Raw genomic sequence first — 16525 nt, forward strand, 5'->3', positions numbered from 1 at the left:
GGGACGAGGGGCGGTGAGCGACCTACCAGGGCGTGGTGCGCGCCATGGCAAGGGCCCGGTCCATGACGAACGGGTCGTTCTGCATGTTGAGCCACGGCCGCCCGAACCACAGGTAGGCGTCGACGTGCTCGGCGGCCGCCGCGGTGAGCTCCGGGCCCAGCCCCCACCGGGGGTTGGCGACGTCGGTCGTCGGCGGGATGCCGAGGGTCACGCAGACGCGCTCCTCGGGGGTCCGGCAGACGTTCGCGTTGTCGGGGTGGTTGCCCCGGCCGAGGTTGAACTCGAAGCCACGCCCGTTGGAGGAGGTGTTGACTACGAAGTGCTTGCCCGGGATCCCGCGGCGCGCCAGCTCGGCGACGACCTGCGTCCCGAAGGCGACGTCGTCGGCCAGCGCGACGTAGTGGGTGGAGTTCAGGGCGAAGCCGCGGACCCGGTCCACCCCGGCGCGCACGAGGATCTCGGCCGCCTGGGCCGGGTCGTCCTTGGGCCAGTCGGCGGCGCCGGCATCGATGTAGACGCTCGTGTTCGGCAGCGCCGCGAACCGCGTGGCGGCGTACTTGATGAGCTCGGACGGCAGCCGGGACCCGCCCGGCGCGCAGAGGGCGAACGGGCCGTCGGGCTGAAGGACGATCGCCGCGTGCGCGCTGCCGACCCCGGCGGCGAACTCGTCGATCCAGAACTTGTAGCTTGCCTGCTCCGCGGGCGTCGGCAGCCGTCGGCACGCCTCGTGCTCCCACGGCACCATCCGGAAGACCGCCATCTGCACCAGCACGTCGGGGTCGCCGCCGGTGCTGTTGGCCACGTAGTCCTGGACCGTACTGCGGATCCGGCCGTCGGGGATCCACGCCCCGAACCACTTCGCCTTGGGGCGCAGCGCGATCTTGGCGAGCAGCTCGCGGGTCTCCCCCGACGACCGCTCGTACGGCGGCCACGCCTGGTCGCCGGGCCCCTTGTAGACGCCCATCGGGTGACCGGCCAGCGGGTTCGCGGCCGCGGCGGTCGCCAGAGCGGCCTTCCGCTTCTTCCTCTTCGCCGCCTGCTTCCTGGCCTTCTCGGCCGCGGCCCTCTTGGCGGCCTTCTTCGCCGCCTTGCGGGCAGCCTTGCGGACCACCCGCGCGAGGATGTCGCCCCCGACCCCGCCGGACACCGACGCGGACGCGGAGCCTCCGGAGCCACCCGCGCGGCTGGCAGGAGCCTGCGACGCGAGCGAGTCGGTCGCGTGGACGAGCGCCGGCGAGAGTCCCGGCGCCGGGGCGCTCGCCGCAGCCGTCACCACCGACAGCGCCAGCGCGGCGAGGCGGCGACGCAGCTTGCGGTCACGGGTCAGCGGGCGAAAAGGCACCACGGCAGCGTAGCCATGGCGCAGGCCGCTGTCCCCCCGACGTACGAACGGCGACGCAGGGCGGCCCACGCAGAAAGGGCCCCGACCGCCGCAGCGGTCGAGGCCCTTCCGTGAGAAGCGTGCGTCAGATGGCGCGGACGTTCTCGGCCTGGGGACCCTTGGGGCCCTGGGCGAGGTCGAACTCGACCTTCTGGTTGTCGTCGAGGGACTTGTAGCCCTGCGTCTGGATCGCGGAGAAGTGGACGAACACGTCCTCGCCGCCGCCGTCCTGCGCGATGAAGCCGAAGCCCTTGTCAGCGTTGAACCACTTGACGGTGCCCTGAGCCATGATCTGTTCCTTTGTTCGGTGCGAGGGGCACTGTGCCCTCCGCGGCGCTGAAGACATCCACATCCGTGCTGATGTCCAGCGAACCGAAAACCAGGAGTACGAGATACAAGCCGCGCGTCGTGTGCGGCAAGGAGTGCCTGACTGCAGCTCTCCCTTCAACTTCGTCCACCGTAGCCCATGCCGCGTGGAAGTCGTGCTTCGCCGCCCCGCCGGCGTTCGCGGAACCCGGCGACCCCGCGCGACGTCGTACCCGCGTGCCCTCCTTCAGCGCGCGGTCTCCGTGGCTCCTCCTCCCCGTCGCCGCCGGCGCCCTCCTCCTGCTGGGCCTCGCCTCGTGGCCGCGGGTCGACGCCGAGGTCGCGCACGACAGGGCCCTCGAGCGGTGGGAGAGCCGGCAACCGGCCGCCTACTCGTTCGACCACCTGCGGGGAGGGCGTGAGCGCCTGGGCTGGGGGCTCGACGTCGCGCGCTTCGACCCTCGGGGGTAGCCGCCGGGCAGGAGTCGACCGATACTGCCTCGGTGGGTGGCGCGGAGCACGAGGTCGAGGGACCGGTCGTCGAGTGGCGCGGACCGGCGCCCTACTACTTCCTCGCGGTCGGGGAGGACGAGAGCGACGACATCAAGGTCGCGGCCAAGGGGCTGGAGTACTGGGGGCAGGTGCCGGTGGTGGTCCGGATCGGCGACACGGAGTTCACCACCGGGCTGTTCCCGAAGGACGGGCGCTACCTGCTGCCGCTGAAGGACGCCGTACGCCGGGCGGAGGCGATCGCGCTCGGCGACGTGCTCACCGCGACGCTCCGGGTGGGCCGACGATGAGCCGACGGTGACGCGTCCCGCGTCGCTCAGCCGACGGTGACGCGACCCGCCTCGACGTGCCACCGCTGGTCGAGCCGGACGTTCTCCAGCAGCCGCCGGTCGTGGGAGACGAGCAGCAGGGTGCCGTCGTAGGAGTCCAGCGCCTGCTCGAGCTGCTCGATCGCGGGCAGGTCGAGGTGGTTGGTCGGCTCGTCGAGCACGAGCAGGTTGACCCCCCGCGCCTGGAGCAGGGCCAAGGCCGCGCGGGTCCGCTCCCCCGGCGACAGGCGCCCCACCAGGCTGCCGACCTGGTCGGCCTTGAGCCCGAACTTCGCCAGCAGCGTGCGCACCTCTGCCGAGGTCATCGCGGGCACGAGCGCCTCGAAGGCGTCGCCCAGCGGCAGCGCCTCGTCCAGCCCGGAGCGCGCCTGGTCGATCTCGCCGACGGCGACGCTGGCGCCGAGCGAGGCCCGCCCCTCGTCGGGCTCGCGATGCCCCAGCAGCAGCCGCAGCAGCGTGGTCTTGCCCGCCCCGTTGGGACCGGTGATGCCGACCCGGTCGCCGGCGCTGACCTGCAACGAGACCGGACCGAGCACGAAGGGCTCCGCGGGCGGGTCACCCGTGTGACGCACCACCGCGCCGTCGAGCGTGGCCACGACCGTCGATCCCCGGGGCGCGGCGGCGATCTCGAACTGGAGCACCCACTCCTTGCGGGGCTCCTCGACCTCCTCGAGCCGCGCGATCCGCGACTCCATCTGCCGGACCTTCTGCGCCTGCTTCTCGCTCGACTCGGACTGTGCACGACGGCGGATCTTGTCGTTGTCGGGCGACTTCCTCATCGCATTGCGCACGCCCTGGCTGCTCCACTCGCGCTGCGTCCGCGCGCGGGCGACGAGGTCGGCCTTCTTGTCGGCGAACTCCTCGTAGGCCTCGCGCGCGTGCCGCCGCGCGACGGCGCGCTCCTCGAGGTAGGCGTCGTACCCGCCGTCGTAGACCGCCACCTGGTGCTGGGCGAGGTCGAGCTCGACGACCCGGGTGACGCAGCGGGCCAGGAACTCACGGTCGTGGGAGACCAGCACGACACCGGCCCGCAGCCCGCGGACGAACGCCTCCAGCCGGGCCAGGCCGTCGAGGTCGAGGTCGTTGGTCGGCTCGTCGAGCAGCACGACGTCGAACCAGCTCAGCAGCAGCGCGGCCAGCGCGACCCGGGCCGCCTGCCCGCCCGACAGCGCGGTCATCAGGGCGTCGGGCCCGACGTCGAGCCCGAGCTCGGCGAGGGTCGCCGGGAGCCGGTCCTCGAGGTCGGCGGCGCCACAGGCCAGCCAGTGGTCGAGCGCGACGGCGTACGCGTCGTCCGCGCCGGGCGTGTCGCTGCCGAGCAGGGCGGCGGTCTCCTCCATCGCGGCGGTCGCGGCGGCGGCGCCGGTACGCCGGGCGACGTACGCCGCGATCGTCTCGCCCGGCACCCGCTCGTGCTCCTGCGGGAGCCAGCCGACGAACGCGTCCGACGGCGCGATGCTGACTATGCCGGCCACCGGCGTCAGTCGGCCGGCGAGGAGCTGGAGGAGCGTCGACTTGCCCGCCCCGTTGGCCCCCACGACCCCGACGACGTCGCCCGGGGCGACCGTGAGGTCGAGCTCCTCGAAGAGCACGCGGTGGCCGTGCCCACCGGAGAGGCCCTTGGCGACCAGGGTGCCGCTCATCGGACCGGCTCGGGTGCTCGGTCGTCGTCGCCGTCGCGGCGTCGCTGGCTGCGGCGGGCCCAGGCGAGCCCGACCGCGCCCACGGCGGCACCCAGGAGGGCGCCGATCGTGTTGGACAGCCAGTCGTTGGTCGAGCACGAGCGCCCCAGCGCCGGGACCAGCGCCTGCAGCAGCTCGATCGTCGCCGAGAGCCCGCTGCCCGCCAGCACCACGACCCACGGACGTCGCGTCGCCGCGACCGCCAGCACGGCGGGGGCGGCGAGGAGGATGACGTTGGCGGCCAGCTCGACCCGGCCCGGCGTCGGCAGCGTCCAGGCGACCTCGCAGCGCTCGAAGAGCTCGCGGTCCACCGGGACGAGGGTGAGGGCCGCGACCGGCAGCAGCGAGACGGCGGTGGCCACGCGAGCCAGCGTCGGACGAGTCGCGAGCCAGCGGACGACCGGCGGGCCGAGCAGGACGAGGGCGACGAGCGCCGCCGGGGACATCCAGGGGTGCTCCACCAGGATCGTGGTGATCACCGGGCGGCCACGCAGGTCGTCATGGGCGCAAGGCTAGGCGAGGCGGGGAACCGCGACCCATCCAACCTGCTCTCCTCGACTTTTTTCGAACATCCGTCCAAAGGCTGGACTCGGGCCGTTCCTGGCGCCCGTCTTGTCGGTGGCCGCTGGTTGAGTGGGGGTGTCGGCAGGTTCATCGGGGGTCTGCCACGGGCGTCGGTACGGCGTCGGGGACGGGGGTCTCGGATGTGGGAGCAGGCGGGTGGTGAGCACCCGATCACCCGCGCGGTGGCGATGATCGACGCCGCGCTCGACTTCGCGGCGTCTGCGGATCCGATGTACCTGTCCGCCCAGGCGCAGCGGGAGGCGCTCCTGAATCTGACCCGGGCCGTCGACGGGGTCGAGTCGCTGCGGATGCGAGTCATGGGTGCCGTGGGCGCGCCGGGTGGGGTCGCCGAGACCGACGGAGCCCGGAGCGTCGCGGGGTGGCTCGACGCCAGGGCGCGGACCGGGTACGCCGCCGGCCGCGCCGCGGAGAAGCTCGGCGAAGCGCTCGCCTCCCGCTGGCACCTGGTCGCCGAAGGGCTCGTGTCGGGGGCGGTGAACCTGCCGCAGGCGCGGGTGATCGTGAAGGCCCTGGACAACCTCGTGGTCGACCCGCTGCCCGGGGAGGAAGTGCCCGCCGAGGTGCTCGCCCGAGCGGAGGCGCACCTGGTGGCGGAGTGTGCGAAGTTCAACCCCCACCAGCTGGAGACCCTCGGGGCCAAGATCCTCCAGACCGTCGCCCCGGACACCTGCGAGGAGCACGAGCGCAAGCTCCTCGAACGCGCCGAGCGACGGGCGAACGCCGCCACGAGGCTGACGATTCGCAAGCGCGGCGACGGGTCCACCGACATCCACGGCCGGGTCCCCGACCACGCCGCGGCCCGACTCAAGACCATCCTCGAGGCGTGGACCTCACCCAAGCAGGACGACGGCAAGGCCGCCGGTGCCGCCACCTCGCTCGGGTCGTTCAATCACATTGATCCCGCCACCGGGGAACGGCTCCCCCAGGAGCGGTTGCAGGGGTTGGCGTTCTGCGCGTTCCTCGAGGCCGCCGACCCCGCCCGGATCCCGGCGCACGGGGGTGCTGCCACGAAGATCCTGGTCACCATCGACTACGAGAAGCTGCGCGACCAGCTCGGCACGGGGTGGATCCTCACCAACGGCGAGGACCTCACCGAGGTCACCGCCCACACCGTGCGGCGGATGGCCTGCCAGGCCGAGATCATCCCCGTCGTCCTCGACAGCGACGGGGTGCCGTTGGCGATGGGCCGCACGAGCCGGTTCTTCAAGATCTGGCAACGCGACGCCCACATGCTCACCCACCAGACCTGCCAGACCGTCGGCTGCTCGGTCCCGGCCCAGTGGTGCGAAGCCCACCACGGGGGTGAGAACCCCTGGGTCGGCGGCGGCAACACCGACCTCGACGAGCTGGTCCTCCTGTGCCCCTTCCACCACCACAAGGCCCACGACCCCGGCTACACCACCCACAAGCACGCGAACGGCGACGTCAGGTTCCACCGCAGGACGTAGACCGACGGCGCGTGCGCAGATGGGACCGCCGGGCGGCGCGGCTCTGCCGGGCGGCGCTGCTCTGCCGGGCGGCGTGGCGGCGCTGGGCGGCGCGGGTCTGTCGGGCGGCGCGATCCTGCGCGAGTCGATCAGGCGCGCCCCCGCGCCATGAGCGCGAGCCCGAGGAGCATCTTGTCGCGGGGGTCGGTGAGGGTGCGGCCGGTCAGCTGCTCGATCTGCTTCATCCGGTAGATGACGGTGTTGCGGTGGCAGTAGAGGTCCGCGGCGGCATGGGTGGGCGAACCGTCGTGCTTGAGCAGGGCCGCGAGCGTGTCGAGCAGGGTCTGGGCCTGCACCCGCGGCTGGGCCAGGATCGGGCCGAGGGTCTCGGCGAGCAGCCGCGGGGCCACCTGGGGGCTCCCCGCCAGGAGCACCTCTGGGAGCCGGTCGGAGACCGAGACGACCCGGCGCGCGTCCCGGGGCACCGTCTCAGCGGCCCGGTGAGCCAGCTGGAACGCGGTCGCGAAGCCGGCGATCCCGTCGGTGCTCACCGCCACCCCCATCCGTCCGGGGGCGTGCGGCTCGAAGAGCTCGACCAGGCCGGCCTCGCCGGGGAGCCGACCCGACAGCAGGCCGTAGTAGACCCCCGAGCGCACGTGCCAGCGAGCCGTGATCCCGAGCCGGTCGAGCCGGTCCTCGGCCGGGCCGAGGGTGTCGCTGGCGTCGCCACCGTCGTGGATCGCGACGACGCAGGCGACCTCGTCGTCGGGCTCGATCTCCAGCGCGGTCCTGGCCTCGTCGGCGAAGAGCGGGTCGGCGCCGCGCCCCTCGATCAGCCCGTCGAGCAGGCTCTGCTCGCGCTGCAGGTCCTGCCGCTGGATCCGCGAGCTCTCCCGTCGGTAGGCGTCGATGAGGACCGAGTTCTGCACGTCGAGGTTGGTCCAGACCGTCCGGGCCGCCATCAGCAGCACCTGGTCGTCGACCTCGATCGACGGGTCGGCCGAGACGCGGCTGACCAGCGCCTCCCAGAGGATGCGCGCCCCCAGCGTGTAGGCGTTGAGCACCAGTTCCAGGGGCACCCCCTGCCGGGCGCGGCGCCGGCCGGTGTCGCGCCAGAGCTCGACGGCGTTCTCCTGGTGGCCCGGCTGGTCGTGGTCGGGGTCGTGGGAGGCGGACAGGATCCGCAGCCCACGGCGGATGTGCTGTCGGGTGCTGGAGCGCACGTCGGCCCGGAACTCCGGGCCAATCCGCTCCCACAGCTCCTGGTCCCGCTCGAAGAGGGTGAGCGTGATGCTGTCCGCGATGGCGTCGGACTGATCGAGCAGGAGCGCCCAGGCGTCGTGGAGCGCCTCTTGGGCCGGGGTGACGGCGGTGGCACGCATGCCAGCACCGTCGCACTCCCTGCACAATCCTGACCAGCCCCTCAGGCGAATTGGGGCCGCTCGTCCAACGAGTTTTGGGCAACTAGCCCAATGACCTCGATGTGCGTGCCTACCAAGGTGGTGCAGGTCACACTGCCCAACCGGCGGTGGCAGCACTCACAGGAGGCTCAGTGAGCACCGACCTCGACCGGTCCGCGGTCCGCCCCGAGCAGGGGGCGCCGGACCTCGAGCTGTCCCACGTCACGGTCCGCTTCGGCGGGCTCGTGGCGCTCTCCGACGCGTCGCTCTCGGTCCGTCCGCGGACTGTGCACGGCGTGATCGGGCCCAACGGCGCGGGCAAGACCACGCTCTTCAACGTGGCCTGCGGCTTCGTCGTCCCCGACGAGGGCACCCTCCGCCGGCGCGGCGAGGAGCTCGGACGGCTCCGTCCGCACCAGCTGGCCGGCCACGGCATCGCCCGCACCCTCCAGGGGCTCGGGCTCTTCGACCGGGTCACGGTCCTGGAGAACGTCGTCACCGGCGCCGACCGGCACGCCCGCACAGGGTTCCTGGGCGCGATGCTCGCGCTGCCGGGCTCGTGGCGCGAGGAGCGGGCGCTGCGCGAGCGGGCGATGGCCGCCCTGGACTCCCTCGGCATCGCCCACGTCGCGGGGCTCTACCCGGCGAGCCTCCCCTACCCCGTCCGCAAGCGCGTCGCCCTGGCCCGGGCGCTGGTCGCCGAGCCGGAGCTGCTGCTGCTCGACGAGCCCGCCAGCGGCCTGTCGGCCGACGAGATGGAGGAGCTCGGCGACCTGGTCGCGGGGCTCACCGACCGGATGTCAGTCCTCCTGGTCGAGCACCACATGGACCTCGTGATGCGGATCTGCGACGAGATCACGGTCCTCGACTTCGGTCGCGTCATCGCCCACGGCTCCCCCGACGAGGTCCGCCACGACCCCGCCGTCCTGGCCGCCTACCTGGGCGAGGAGGTCTGATGCTCACCGTCGACCGGCTGACCGTCTCCTACGGCCCCATCACCGCGCTGCACGGGGTCTCGTTCACCGCGGCGCGCGGTGAGATCACCGCTGTGCTCGGCGCCAACGGCGCCGGCAAGACCACCCTGCTGCGCACGCTCTCCGGGCTGCACCGCGCCGACAGCGGCACCATCACGCTGGGCGACGAGCCGATCGGCTCGGTCGCCGCGGAGCGGATGCCTGCGCTCGGCATGGCCCACGTCCCCGAGGGGCGCGGCGTCATCACCGAGCTCAGCGTCGAGGAGAACCTCCGCCTCGGCGGCCTCGGCCGCCCCCAGGGCGGCAAGGTCACCGACGCCGACCTGCAGGTCGCCTACGACCTCTTCCCGGTGCTGGCCGACCGACGGGCGCAGCAGGCCGGGACGCTCTCGGGCGGCGAGCGCCAGATGCTCGTGATCGGTCGCGCGCTGATGGCCCGGCCCCAGCTGCTGCTCCTCGACGAGCCGTCGCTCGGGCTGGCCCCGCGGATCGTCGCGCAGATCTTCGCCCTGCTCCGCGACCTCGTCGCCGACCGGGGCCTCTCGGTGCTGCTCGTCGAGCAGAACGCCCGCAGCGCCCTCTCGGTGGCCGACCACGGCGTCGTCCTCGACCTCGGCCGCGTGGTCGCCGACTCCGACGCCTCCGCGCTGGCCGCCGACGACCAGCTCCGCCACGCCTACCTCGGGTTCTGACCCGGACCCGGAAGGAGAGGAACCCACCCGTGCAACAGCTCCTCAACACCGCACTCGGCGGCCTGACGCTGGGGGCGGTCTACGCGGCCTTCGCCCTCGCCCTGGTGCTGATCTGGCGCTCGACCCGCGTGGTCAACTTCGCCCAGGCCCCGATGGCGATGGTGACCACGTTCATCGCGCTGGTGGTGATCGACGCCGGCTACTCCTACTGGCTGGGCTTCGCCGCCGCGCTCGTCTCGGGCCTGCTCCTCGGCGCCCTGCTCGAGCGGCTGGTCGTGCGCCACGTCGACGGCAAGGCCGAGATCAACGCCGTCATCCTCACCCTGGGCCTCTTCATCGTGCTGCACTCGCTGGCGGCCGTGGTCTTCGGCAACGAGTACCGCTCCTTCCCCGCCCCGTTCGGCATCCGCGGCTTCGAGGTCGGCGACCGCACCATCGCGCTGACCGGCTTCGGCGTCTTCACCCTCGTCGCGGTGCTGGTCGTGATGGGCCTCCTGGTCCTCCTCTTCCGCTTCACCGACCTCGGCCTCAAGATGCGCGCCTCCGCCTTCAACGCCGAGGTGGCCCGCCTGCTGGGCGTCCAGGTCGGCCGGATGAAGACGCTCGGCTGGGCGCTCGCCTCCCTGGTCGGCTCGCTCGCCGGCCTGCTGATCGCCGGGGGCAGCCTGGTCCACCCCGGCTACATGGACTCGATCGTGGTCTACGGCTTCGTCGCCGCCGTCCTCGGCGGGCTCGACAGCCCCGCCGGCGCGGTGGTGGGCGGCCTGGTCCTGGGCCTCTCGCTGAGCTTCGTCAGCGGGTACGTCGGGTCCCAGCTGGTCGCGCTCGCCGCGCTGCTGATCCTCATGCTGGTGCTGATGCTCAAGCCCGGCGGCCTCTTCTCCTCCACCACCGCCAGGAGGGTCTGATGGCTGCCGCCGCCGCCCGCACCGCGCGCCTGCGCACCGCGCTCTCCGAGGTCACCCTGCTCCGCCACCTGGTCGGTGCCGCCCTGGGGCTGCTCCTCGTCGTGCTGGTCCTCAGCGCCGTGGACGACTTCCGGCGGGTCCAGCTCGCCGAGATGGCCTACCTCGGCATCGCCGCCGGTGGGCTGACCGTCCTCACCGGGCTCAACGGCCAGCTCTCGCTGGGCCACGGCGCCCTCATGGCCTTCGGCGCCTACACGACCGCCCTCCTGCTGCCCGACCGTGACGGCGTCCCGCTCGTCGTCGTGCTGCTGGCCGCGGTCGCGGTGACCGTGGTCGTCGGCGCCCTCGTGGGAGTGGCCGCCGCCCGGCTGCACGGCCCCTACCTGGCCGGCGCCACCCTCGCCCTCGCCGTCGCCGTCCCGGGCATCGCGCTCTACTTCAAGGAGACGCTCGGCGGCGAGCAGGGGCTGCGGATCATCGTGCCCGAGGCCCCGACCTGGGCCGACGACGCGACGTTCTTCGTCACCGGCCAGGACCTCACCCCGCGCGGCTGGATCGCGTTCGTCGCCTGGCTGACCCTCGTCGTCACCTACTTCCTGCTCGCCAACCTCTCCCGCAGCCGGGTGGGGCGGCGCTGGCGCGCCGTCCGCGACGACGAGGTCGCCGCGCAGCTCGCCGGGATCGACCTCGCCCGGTCCCGGGTGTCGGCGTTCATGGTGAGCGCCGCGGCGGCGGGCGCGGCCGGAGCGGTGCTGGCCATCGCTGTCCGCCTGGCCGCCCCCAGCTCGTTCACGCTCAACCTCAGCCTCACGCTGCTGGCGGCCGTGGTGCTGGGCGGGCTCGGCAGCCTGACCGGGGCCCTGACGGGCGCGGCGCTCCTGACCTTCCTCCCGCAGGTCGTCACCGACCTGGGGCGCGAGGCCGGCCTCGACGACATCGCCGCCGCAGAGCTCGCGCCGCTGGTCTACGGCGTCGTCATGGTGCTGGTGATCCTCCTGGCCCCCGCGGGCCTCTTCGGGACCGCCCACCGCGCCGTCGTGACCCGGCGTACCCGCCGCGCCCTGGCCGCCCGCGCCGCGGACGGACGCGCCTCCACCGGCGCCCCCACCGACGGCAGCGCCGGCCCCACCGACTCGGACCCAGCCACCCGGGACAGCACCACCACCACCAGAGAGGGAGCACAGCCATGACACGCAGGAACACGAGGTCGCCGCGCTCGGCCGGCCTGACCGGGCTCGCCGGCCTGGTCGCGACCACCCTGGTCCTCACCGCCTGCGGTGCGGGCGGGCGGGACGACGACGGGGACGGCGACGGGAACGGCGGCGGCGCCTCCGACGTCGGGGTCACCGAGGACTCGGTCACCATCGGCGGCCACTTCCCGCTCACGGGCGTCGCGGCGCCGGGATACAGCGAGATCCCGACCGGCGCGAAGGCCTACTTCGACTACGTCAACGCCAACGGCGGGATCCACGGGCGGAAGATCGAGTACATCGTCAAGGACGACGGCTACAACCCCACCAACACGAGCAAGGTCACCGACGAGCTGCTGCTCCAGGACGAGATCTTCGCGATGGTCGGCGGGCTCGGCACCCCCACCCACAGCGCGGTCGTGGACCAGCTCAACGCCGAGGGCGTTCCCGACCTCTTCGTCTCCTCCGGCTCCCTCATGTGGGGCGACGACGTCGAGGCGCGGCCGATGACCTTCGGCTGGCAGCCCGACTACGAGTCGGAGGGCAAGATCATCGGCCAGTACGTCGCCGAGAACATGCCCGACGCCAAGGTCGGCCTCTTCCTCCAGGACGACGACCTCGGCGAGGACGCCGAGAAGGGCGTGCGCCAGTTCCTCGACGAGGAAATCGTCGCGGTGGAGCGCTACACCTCCGGCAACACCGACGTCGGGCCGCAGATCGCGGGCCTGCAGGGCGCCGGCGCCGACCTGGTGCTCTCCTTCAACACCCCGTCCTACACGGCCCTGGCCCAGCTGGTCTCGATGAAGCTCGGCTACAAGCCGAAGTGGTTCGTCGCGAGCATCGGCTCCGACCCCAACCTCGTCGGGTCGCTGCTCTCGCAGTTCTCGGAGGGTGCGATCAAGGACGGTGCCAGCGCGCTCGAGGGCGTGATGACCTCGGAGTACATCCCCGGCACCGACCAGACCGACGACCCGTGGGTCCAGCTGTGGCAGAAGGTCTGGGACGAGCACGGCGCCAAGGGCGAGCTGACCAACTACCGGATCTACGGCATGTCCCACGCCTACGCGTTCGTCCAGGCGCTCCAGGGCGTCGGCGAGGACCTCACCCGCGAGGGCCTGGTCGAGTGGCTCGAGGAGAACGGCGAGGGGCTCGAGGGTCCGCAGCTGGCGCCGTTCCGCTACAGCGCCGACAGCCACATGGGGATCGCCGGCATGCGTCTGGCCGAGATCAAGGGCGACACCACCGAGCCGCTCACCCCGGTGCTCGTCACCGACATCGGCGACGCCGAGATCACCGAGGACAGCTCCGGGCAGGCCGACGACGCCCCGCCGGAGAGCGGGATCCCCGAGTGACGACCCGCTGAGCGGGAGATCGCTGGGCGTCGCCGACCGTGTCGGTCACATCCGTTCTGCCGTGCGGCGCGCGGCGACGCCCAGCACCTCCCAGGTCGTGCTGAAGGGCGGCGAGTAGGACAGGTCCATCCAGGCCAGGTCGTCCACCGTCCCCTCCATCCAGAGCACCGCGGCCGCGGTGTCGATCCGCTTCCCGGCACCGCGGCCCCCGACCACCTGCACACCCAGCAGACGGCGCGAGGACCGGTCGGCCATCACCCAGATGGCCACCGGGTCCGCCTCGTCCATGTAGCCGCTCGCGGTGGACCCCTCGGTGACCACCGCGACCGGGTCGTAGCCGGCCGCCACCGCGTCCTCGCGGGAGAGCCCGGTCCGCGCCACCTCCACGTGCTGCCCCCCAGCGGCGAACCGGGTGATCGCGGTCTCCAGCACCCCCTCGAAGGCCAGGCTCCCGCCGGCGAGCGAGTCGCCCAGGGCGCGGCCCATCTTGTTGGCGTGGGTGCCGAGCGGCCGGAAGACCGAGTCGGCGGCCAGCCGCCGGTAGACCGCGCAGCAGTCCCCCGCCGCCCAGACGCCCTCCGCGACCCGGCCGTGCGGGTCGGGCCGCAGCGCCCCTTTCTCGCCCCGGGAGAGCTCGCAGCCGTCCAGGAACTCGGTGGCCGGCACCACCCCCAGCGCCAGCACGAGCAGGTCGCAGTCGCGCGCCCCGCCGTCCCAGCGGACGCCGGTCACGGCGCCGTCCGGGCCGACCACGAGGCCGGTCACGTCGGCGTCCAGGACCACCTCGACGCCGGCGTCGCAGAGCGCGAGCGCCACCCGCTCCGACAGCTCGGGCTCCAGCGAGCTCATCACCCGCGAGCGGGTGACCAGCGTGACGCCGTGCCCGCGGCGCAGCGCCGCCTCCGCGACCTCGAGGCCGATGTAGCCGCCACCGACCACTACCACGTGGGCGCCGGGGCCGGCCTCGGCGAACCGGTCGATCCACCACTGCCCGTCGTCCAGCGTCTTGACGGGGCGCACGCCGGCCGGCAGCTCGCCGTCCGCGCCCAGGGCCCAGCCCGGCACGATCGGGTGCGCGCCGGTGGCCACCACGAGCTGGTCGAAACCGACCCGCTCCCCGCCCTCGAGGGCGACCTCGCGGGCGGTCAGGTCGACGCCGGCCACCCGGGCGCCGAAGCGCAGGTCGATGCCGGCGTCGCGGTGCTGCTCGGCGGTGCGGGCGACGAGCTCGTCGGCCGAGTCGACGTCGCCGGCCATCCAGTAGGGGATGCCGCAGGCCGAGTACGACGTGTGGATGCCCTGCTCGAGCACCGTCACCGCCAGCTCCCGGCCCGTCCGCCCCGCGGTGCGGAGCATCTGGTGGGCGGCGGACATCCCCGCCGCGTCGGCCCCGACGACAACCACGTGCTCGCTCATGCAGGCCAGCCTCGCACGCCCGCCGAACCGGCCCTGCCCCTTGGGTGGGCGGGCCTACCGTGGAGGGATGCGGACCTGGTTGGCCGTCGGCACGGCGGCGCTGCTGCTCGGCGCGTGCGGCGCCGAGCGCCCGCCCGACCCCAGGGCGGCGGACCGGCAGTCCGGGGCGCCCAGCCAGGCCCCGCAGGCCCCGACCCAGCCGACCCAGCCGACCCAGCCGACCACAGAGCCCGCCGACCCGGCACCGACGGAGGCACCGACGGAGGCACAGGCTGCTCCGGAGCCCCGCCGCAGCTTCGTGACGGTCCCGGCGATCGGCCTGCGCGACTTCCCCGTCGTCCGCTACCGCGGCTCCCCCGACGACGGACCCGGCACCCGGCTCCAGGACGCCGGCGAGATGGCCTCGCCGCGCGGGCCGCGAGGTGGCGTGGGACCGGGCGAGGTCGGCAACTTCCTCGTCACGGGCCACCGGCTGACCGGGGCCGCACCGCTGCGGCGCTCCCCCGAGCTGCGCCGGGGCGACCGGATCCTGGTGCGGAGCGGGGGCACGGTCCACACCTACGAGGTGCGCCGGACGCGGTGGACGTCCTTCCGACGCCCCGCCTCCCTGGCCGCGCAGCGGGCCCCGGTGCCCGGACGCCCGGGGCGCGTGGCGACGCGCCCGATGCTCACCCTCTCGACCTGCGCGACGCCCGAGGACCACGCGGCCGGCAACTACTGGGCCGACGAGTTCGACAACCCCGAGCACCGGATCGACAAGATCGCCGTGCTGGTGTCGAGCCGTCCCGCCTGAGCCGCCCCTCCCGGACGGCGGGGCGTCGGGCGCGGTCTTCGGGCGGGGGTCTCAGGCGGGGCTTCAGGCGCGGCGCGTCTCCAGGACCCGGAACCCCTTGGCGCTGGCCAGCCGGGTCGTCGGCCACCCCTGCTCCCCCAGCCAGCGCTGGAGTGAGTCGGCGCCGAGGTTCTTGCCGACGACGCTGACCATCCGGCCGCCCGGGGCGAGCCGCGGGAGCCAGGTGAGCAGCAGCTCGTGCAGGGCCGCCTTCCCGATCCGGATCGGCGGGTTGGACCAGATCTCGTCGAAGGCGTAGCCGCTCGGCACCTGGTCGGGACGGCACGCGACGAAGGTGCCCGCCACGCCCAGCGCCTCCGCGTTCTCGTTGGCGAGCGCGATCGCCCGCTCGTTGACGTCGACGCCGATCACCCGGGCGAGCGGGACGGCCTTGGCGATCGCCAGGCCGATCGCGCCGTAGCCGCACCCGAGGTCGAGGAACTGGCCCTGCGCCGGCGGCTCGGTCTCGCGCAGCAGCACCGCCGTGGCGTGGTCGAGGTGGCCGCGGCTGAAGACGCCGGCCCCACTGACCAGCTCCAGCTCGTGGCCCCACACCTCGCAGGTGAAGCGCTCCCGCGTGAACGGGACGTCGGGGTCGGCGCTGAAGTAGTGCTCCTGCGGCTGCTCCTGGGCCTGCTGGGCCTGCTCGGGCTGCTGGGGCTGCTCGGTCATGCGGGGTCCCTCCTGGCTCGGGCACGGGTGGCCTGCGCCTCCAGCTGGTCGTCGGCCGGGTAGCCGACCTCCTCCAGGGTGAGGCCGTGCGCGTGCACGACGGTCAGCGCGGGGTTGCGCTCCCGCGCGGTCATCAGCTCGACGGCCCAGCCGGGGGGCCGACGTCCCTCGCCGACGGCGAGGAGGCAGCCCACCAGGGCGCGGACCATGCTGTGGCAGAAGGCGTCGGCGACCACCCGGGCCACCGCCACCCCGGCGGGGTCGCGTCGCCACTCGAGCTCGAGCAGGGTGCGGACGGTCGTGGCGCCCTCGCGGCGCTTGCAGAACGCCGCGAAGTCGCGCAGCCCCAGGAGGCCCGAGGCCGCCTCGTTCATCGCGTCCAGGTCGAGCGGGCGCGACCACGCGAGGACGTGGTGGCGGTGCAGCGGGTCGACGAGGTCGGGGTGGTCGGCCACCCGGTAGGCGTACCGCCGCCACGTCGCGGAGAAGCGGGCGTCGAAGCCGGGCGGGGCCTCGCGCACGCGGCGTACCCGCAGGTCGGCGGGGAGGATCCCGTTGAGCCGGCGGACGAGCGCGTCGACGGGCGGCTCCGTCGACCGCCCGGCCGAGGCGACCAGCACCTCGGGCTCCACGTCGACGTGGGCCACCTGGCCGCGGGCGTGCACGCCGGCGTCGGTGCGACCGGCCACGACGACCCGGACGTCGGGTACCCGCAGCGCGGTCGCCAGGGCCGCCTCGAGGGTGCCCTGCACCGTGCGGAGCCCGGGTTGTGCGGCCCACCCGGAGAAGTCGGTGCCGTCGTAGGCGAGGTCGATCCGGAGGCGCACCGGCCCATCCTCCCAGACGCCTCGGGCCACCGTAATCAACCG

At 73.6% G+C, this 16525-nt stretch carries 17 protein-coding genes; 9 read left to right on the plus strand and 8 right to left on the minus strand.

Translation table 11 applies throughout. From position 1 onward, the window contains the following. Positions 1-22 precede the first annotated feature (22 nt). On the minus strand, positions 23-1342 hold the full coding sequence (locus DNK53_RS13950; protein ID WP_162599950.1) for a glycoside hydrolase family 6 protein: 1320 nt from the start codon (positions 1340-1342) through the stop codon (positions 23-25). A 124-nt stretch (positions 1343-1466) separates the two neighbouring features. Further along, positions 1467-1670 (minus strand): cold-shock protein, encoded by a 204-nt coding sequence (locus DNK53_RS13955; RefSeq protein WP_110182913.1) that lies wholly within the window; start codon positions 1668-1670, stop codon positions 1467-1469. A 254-nt stretch (positions 1671-1924) separates the two neighbouring features. Between DNK53_RS13955 and DNK53_RS13960 the strand changes: the two genes are divergently transcribed. Beyond that, a complete protein-coding gene (locus DNK53_RS13960) occupies positions 1925-2158 on the plus strand; it encodes a hypothetical protein (RefSeq protein WP_110182914.1) in 234 nt (77 codons plus the stop codon). A gap of 32 nt (positions 2159-2190) precedes the next feature. Further along, positions 2191-2487, plus strand: coding sequence for a DUF1905 domain-containing protein (locus DNK53_RS13965; RefSeq protein WP_110182915.1), 297 nt, complete (start codon positions 2191-2193; stop codon positions 2485-2487). Between the two features lie 26 nt (positions 2488-2513). Here DNK53_RS13965 and DNK53_RS13970 read toward each other — a convergent pair whose 3' ends face one another. Together DNK53_RS13970 and DNK53_RS13975 are read right to left on the minus strand one after the other, a co-directional pair. Next, positions 2514-4169, minus strand: coding sequence for an ABC-F family ATP-binding cassette domain-containing protein (locus tag DNK53_RS13970; RefSeq protein ID WP_110182916.1), 1656 nt, complete (start codon positions 4167-4169; stop codon positions 2514-2516). After that, positions 4166-4687, minus strand: a complete 522-nt coding sequence (locus tag DNK53_RS13975; protein ID WP_110182917.1) for a VanZ family protein — start codon at positions 4685-4687, stop codon at positions 4166-4168. The genes DNK53_RS13970 and DNK53_RS13975 overlap by 4 nt, the downstream gene beginning before the upstream one ends. Before the next feature lie 225 nt (positions 4688-4912). Here DNK53_RS13975 and DNK53_RS13980 point away from each other — a divergent pair, with 225 nt between their 5' ends. After that, positions 4913-6241 (plus strand): HNH endonuclease signature motif containing protein, encoded by a 1329-nt coding sequence (locus DNK53_RS13980; RefSeq protein ID WP_162599951.1) that lies wholly within the window; start codon positions 4913-4915, stop codon positions 6239-6241. Positions 6242-6369: 128 nt separating this feature from the next. Here the strand turns inward: DNK53_RS13980 and DNK53_RS13985 are convergent, their stop codons facing one another. Next, a complete protein-coding gene (locus DNK53_RS13985; RefSeq protein ID WP_110182919.1) occupies positions 6370-7602 on the minus strand; it encodes a PucR family transcriptional regulator in 1233 nt (410 codons plus the stop codon). A 170-nt stretch (positions 7603-7772) separates the two neighbouring features. Between DNK53_RS13985 and DNK53_RS13990 the strand changes: the two genes are divergently transcribed. From DNK53_RS13990 to DNK53_RS14010, 5 genes are read left to right on the plus strand one after another with little or no spacing between them, the layout of a single operon-like run. After that, positions 7773-8576, plus strand: a complete 804-nt coding sequence (locus tag DNK53_RS13990; RefSeq protein ID WP_110182920.1) for an ABC transporter ATP-binding protein — start codon at positions 7773-7775, stop codon at positions 8574-8576. After that, a complete protein-coding gene (locus DNK53_RS13995) occupies positions 8576-9286 on the plus strand; it encodes an ABC transporter ATP-binding protein (protein WP_110182921.1) in 711 nt (236 codons plus the stop codon). Before DNK53_RS13990 ends, DNK53_RS13995 begins: the two co-directional genes overlap by 1 nt. Before the next feature lie 29 nt (positions 9287-9315). Further along, entirely contained in the window at positions 9316-10194 is an 879-nt protein-coding gene (locus DNK53_RS14000; protein ID WP_110182922.1) for a branched-chain amino acid ABC transporter permease, read from the plus strand. After that, entirely contained in the window at positions 10194-11384 is a 1191-nt protein-coding gene (locus DNK53_RS14005; protein ID WP_110182923.1) for a branched-chain amino acid ABC transporter permease, read from the plus strand. Before DNK53_RS14000 ends, DNK53_RS14005 begins: the two co-directional genes overlap by 1 nt. After that, on the plus strand, positions 11381-12736 hold the full coding sequence (locus DNK53_RS14010) for an ABC transporter substrate-binding protein (protein ID WP_110182924.1): 1356 nt from the start codon (positions 11381-11383) through the stop codon (positions 12734-12736). Before DNK53_RS14005 ends, DNK53_RS14010 begins: the two co-directional genes overlap by 4 nt. 45 nt (positions 12737-12781) lie before the next feature. Here DNK53_RS14010 and DNK53_RS14015 read toward each other — a convergent pair whose 3' ends face one another. Continuing rightward, on the minus strand, positions 12782-14152 hold the full coding sequence (locus DNK53_RS14015) for an FAD-dependent oxidoreductase (RefSeq protein ID WP_110182925.1): 1371 nt from the start codon (positions 14150-14152) through the stop codon (positions 12782-12784). Between the two features lie 67 nt (positions 14153-14219). On the opposite strand from DNK53_RS14015, the gene DNK53_RS14020 reads away from it, so the two are divergent. Then, positions 14220-14945 carry a class E sortase gene (locus DNK53_RS14020; RefSeq protein ID WP_110182926.1) on the plus strand — a complete coding sequence of 242 codons (726 nt, stop codon included), beginning with the start codon at positions 14220-14222 and terminating at the stop codon, positions 14943-14945. A 63-nt stretch (positions 14946-15008) separates the two neighbouring features. Here the strand turns inward: DNK53_RS14020 and DNK53_RS14025 are convergent, their stop codons facing one another. Both DNK53_RS14025 and truA read right to left on the minus strand, forming a co-directional pair. Beyond that, entirely contained in the window at positions 15009-15656 is a 648-nt protein-coding gene (locus tag DNK53_RS14025) for a class I SAM-dependent methyltransferase (RefSeq protein ID WP_110182927.1), read from the minus strand. Beyond that, positions 15653-16483, minus strand: a complete 831-nt coding sequence (truA, locus tag DNK53_RS14030; RefSeq protein ID WP_110182928.1) for a tRNA pseudouridine(38-40) synthase TruA — start codon at positions 16481-16483, stop codon at positions 15653-15655. Before truA ends, DNK53_RS14025 begins: the two co-directional genes overlap by 4 nt. Between the last annotated feature and the right edge of the window lie 42 nt (positions 16484-16525).

The sequence above is a fragment of the Nocardioides solisilvae genome, from assembly GCF_003194625.1.
GTDB lineage: Bacteria > Actinomycetota > Actinomycetes > Propionibacteriales > Nocardioidaceae > Nocardioides > Nocardioides solisilvae.

Bases quoted from the DNA above. Each gene is read 5' to 3' on its own strand.
- DNK53_RS13955 (WP_110182913.1), bottom strand. From the start codon at position 1,670: ATGGCTCAGGGCACCGTCAAGTGGTTCAACGCTGACAAGGGCTTCGGC.
- DNK53_RS13970 (WP_110182916.1), bottom strand. From the start codon at position 4,169: ATGAGCGGCACCCTGGTCGCCAAGGGCCTCTCCGGTGGGCACGGCCAC.
- DNK53_RS13980 (WP_162599951.1), top strand. From the start codon at position 4,913: ATGTGGGAGCAGGCGGGTGGTGAGCACCCGATCACCCGCGCGGTGGCG.
- DNK53_RS13985 (WP_110182919.1), bottom strand. From the start codon at position 7,602: ATGCGTGCCACCGCCGTCACCCCGGCCCAAGAGGCGCTCCACGACGCC.
- DNK53_RS13995 (WP_110182921.1), top strand. From the start codon at position 8,576: ATGCTCACCGTCGACCGGCTGACCGTCTCCTACGGCCCCATCACCGCG.
- DNK53_RS14005 (WP_110182923.1), top strand. From the start codon at position 10,194: ATGGCTGCCGCCGCCGCCCGCACCGCGCGCCTGCGCACCGCGCTCTCC.
- DNK53_RS14010 (WP_110182924.1), top strand. From the start codon at position 11,381: ATGACACGCAGGAACACGAGGTCGCCGCGCTCGGCCGGCCTGACCGGG.
- DNK53_RS14015 (WP_110182925.1), bottom strand. From the start codon at position 14,152: ATGAGCGAGCACGTGGTTGTCGTCGGGGCCGACGCGGCGGGGATGTCC.
- DNK53_RS14020 (WP_110182926.1), top strand. From the start codon at position 14,220: ATGCGGACCTGGTTGGCCGTCGGCACGGCGGCGCTGCTGCTCGGCGCG.
- DNK53_RS14025 (WP_110182927.1), bottom strand. From the start codon at position 15,656: ATGACCGAGCAGCCCCAGCAGCCCGAGCAGGCCCAGCAGGCCCAGGAG.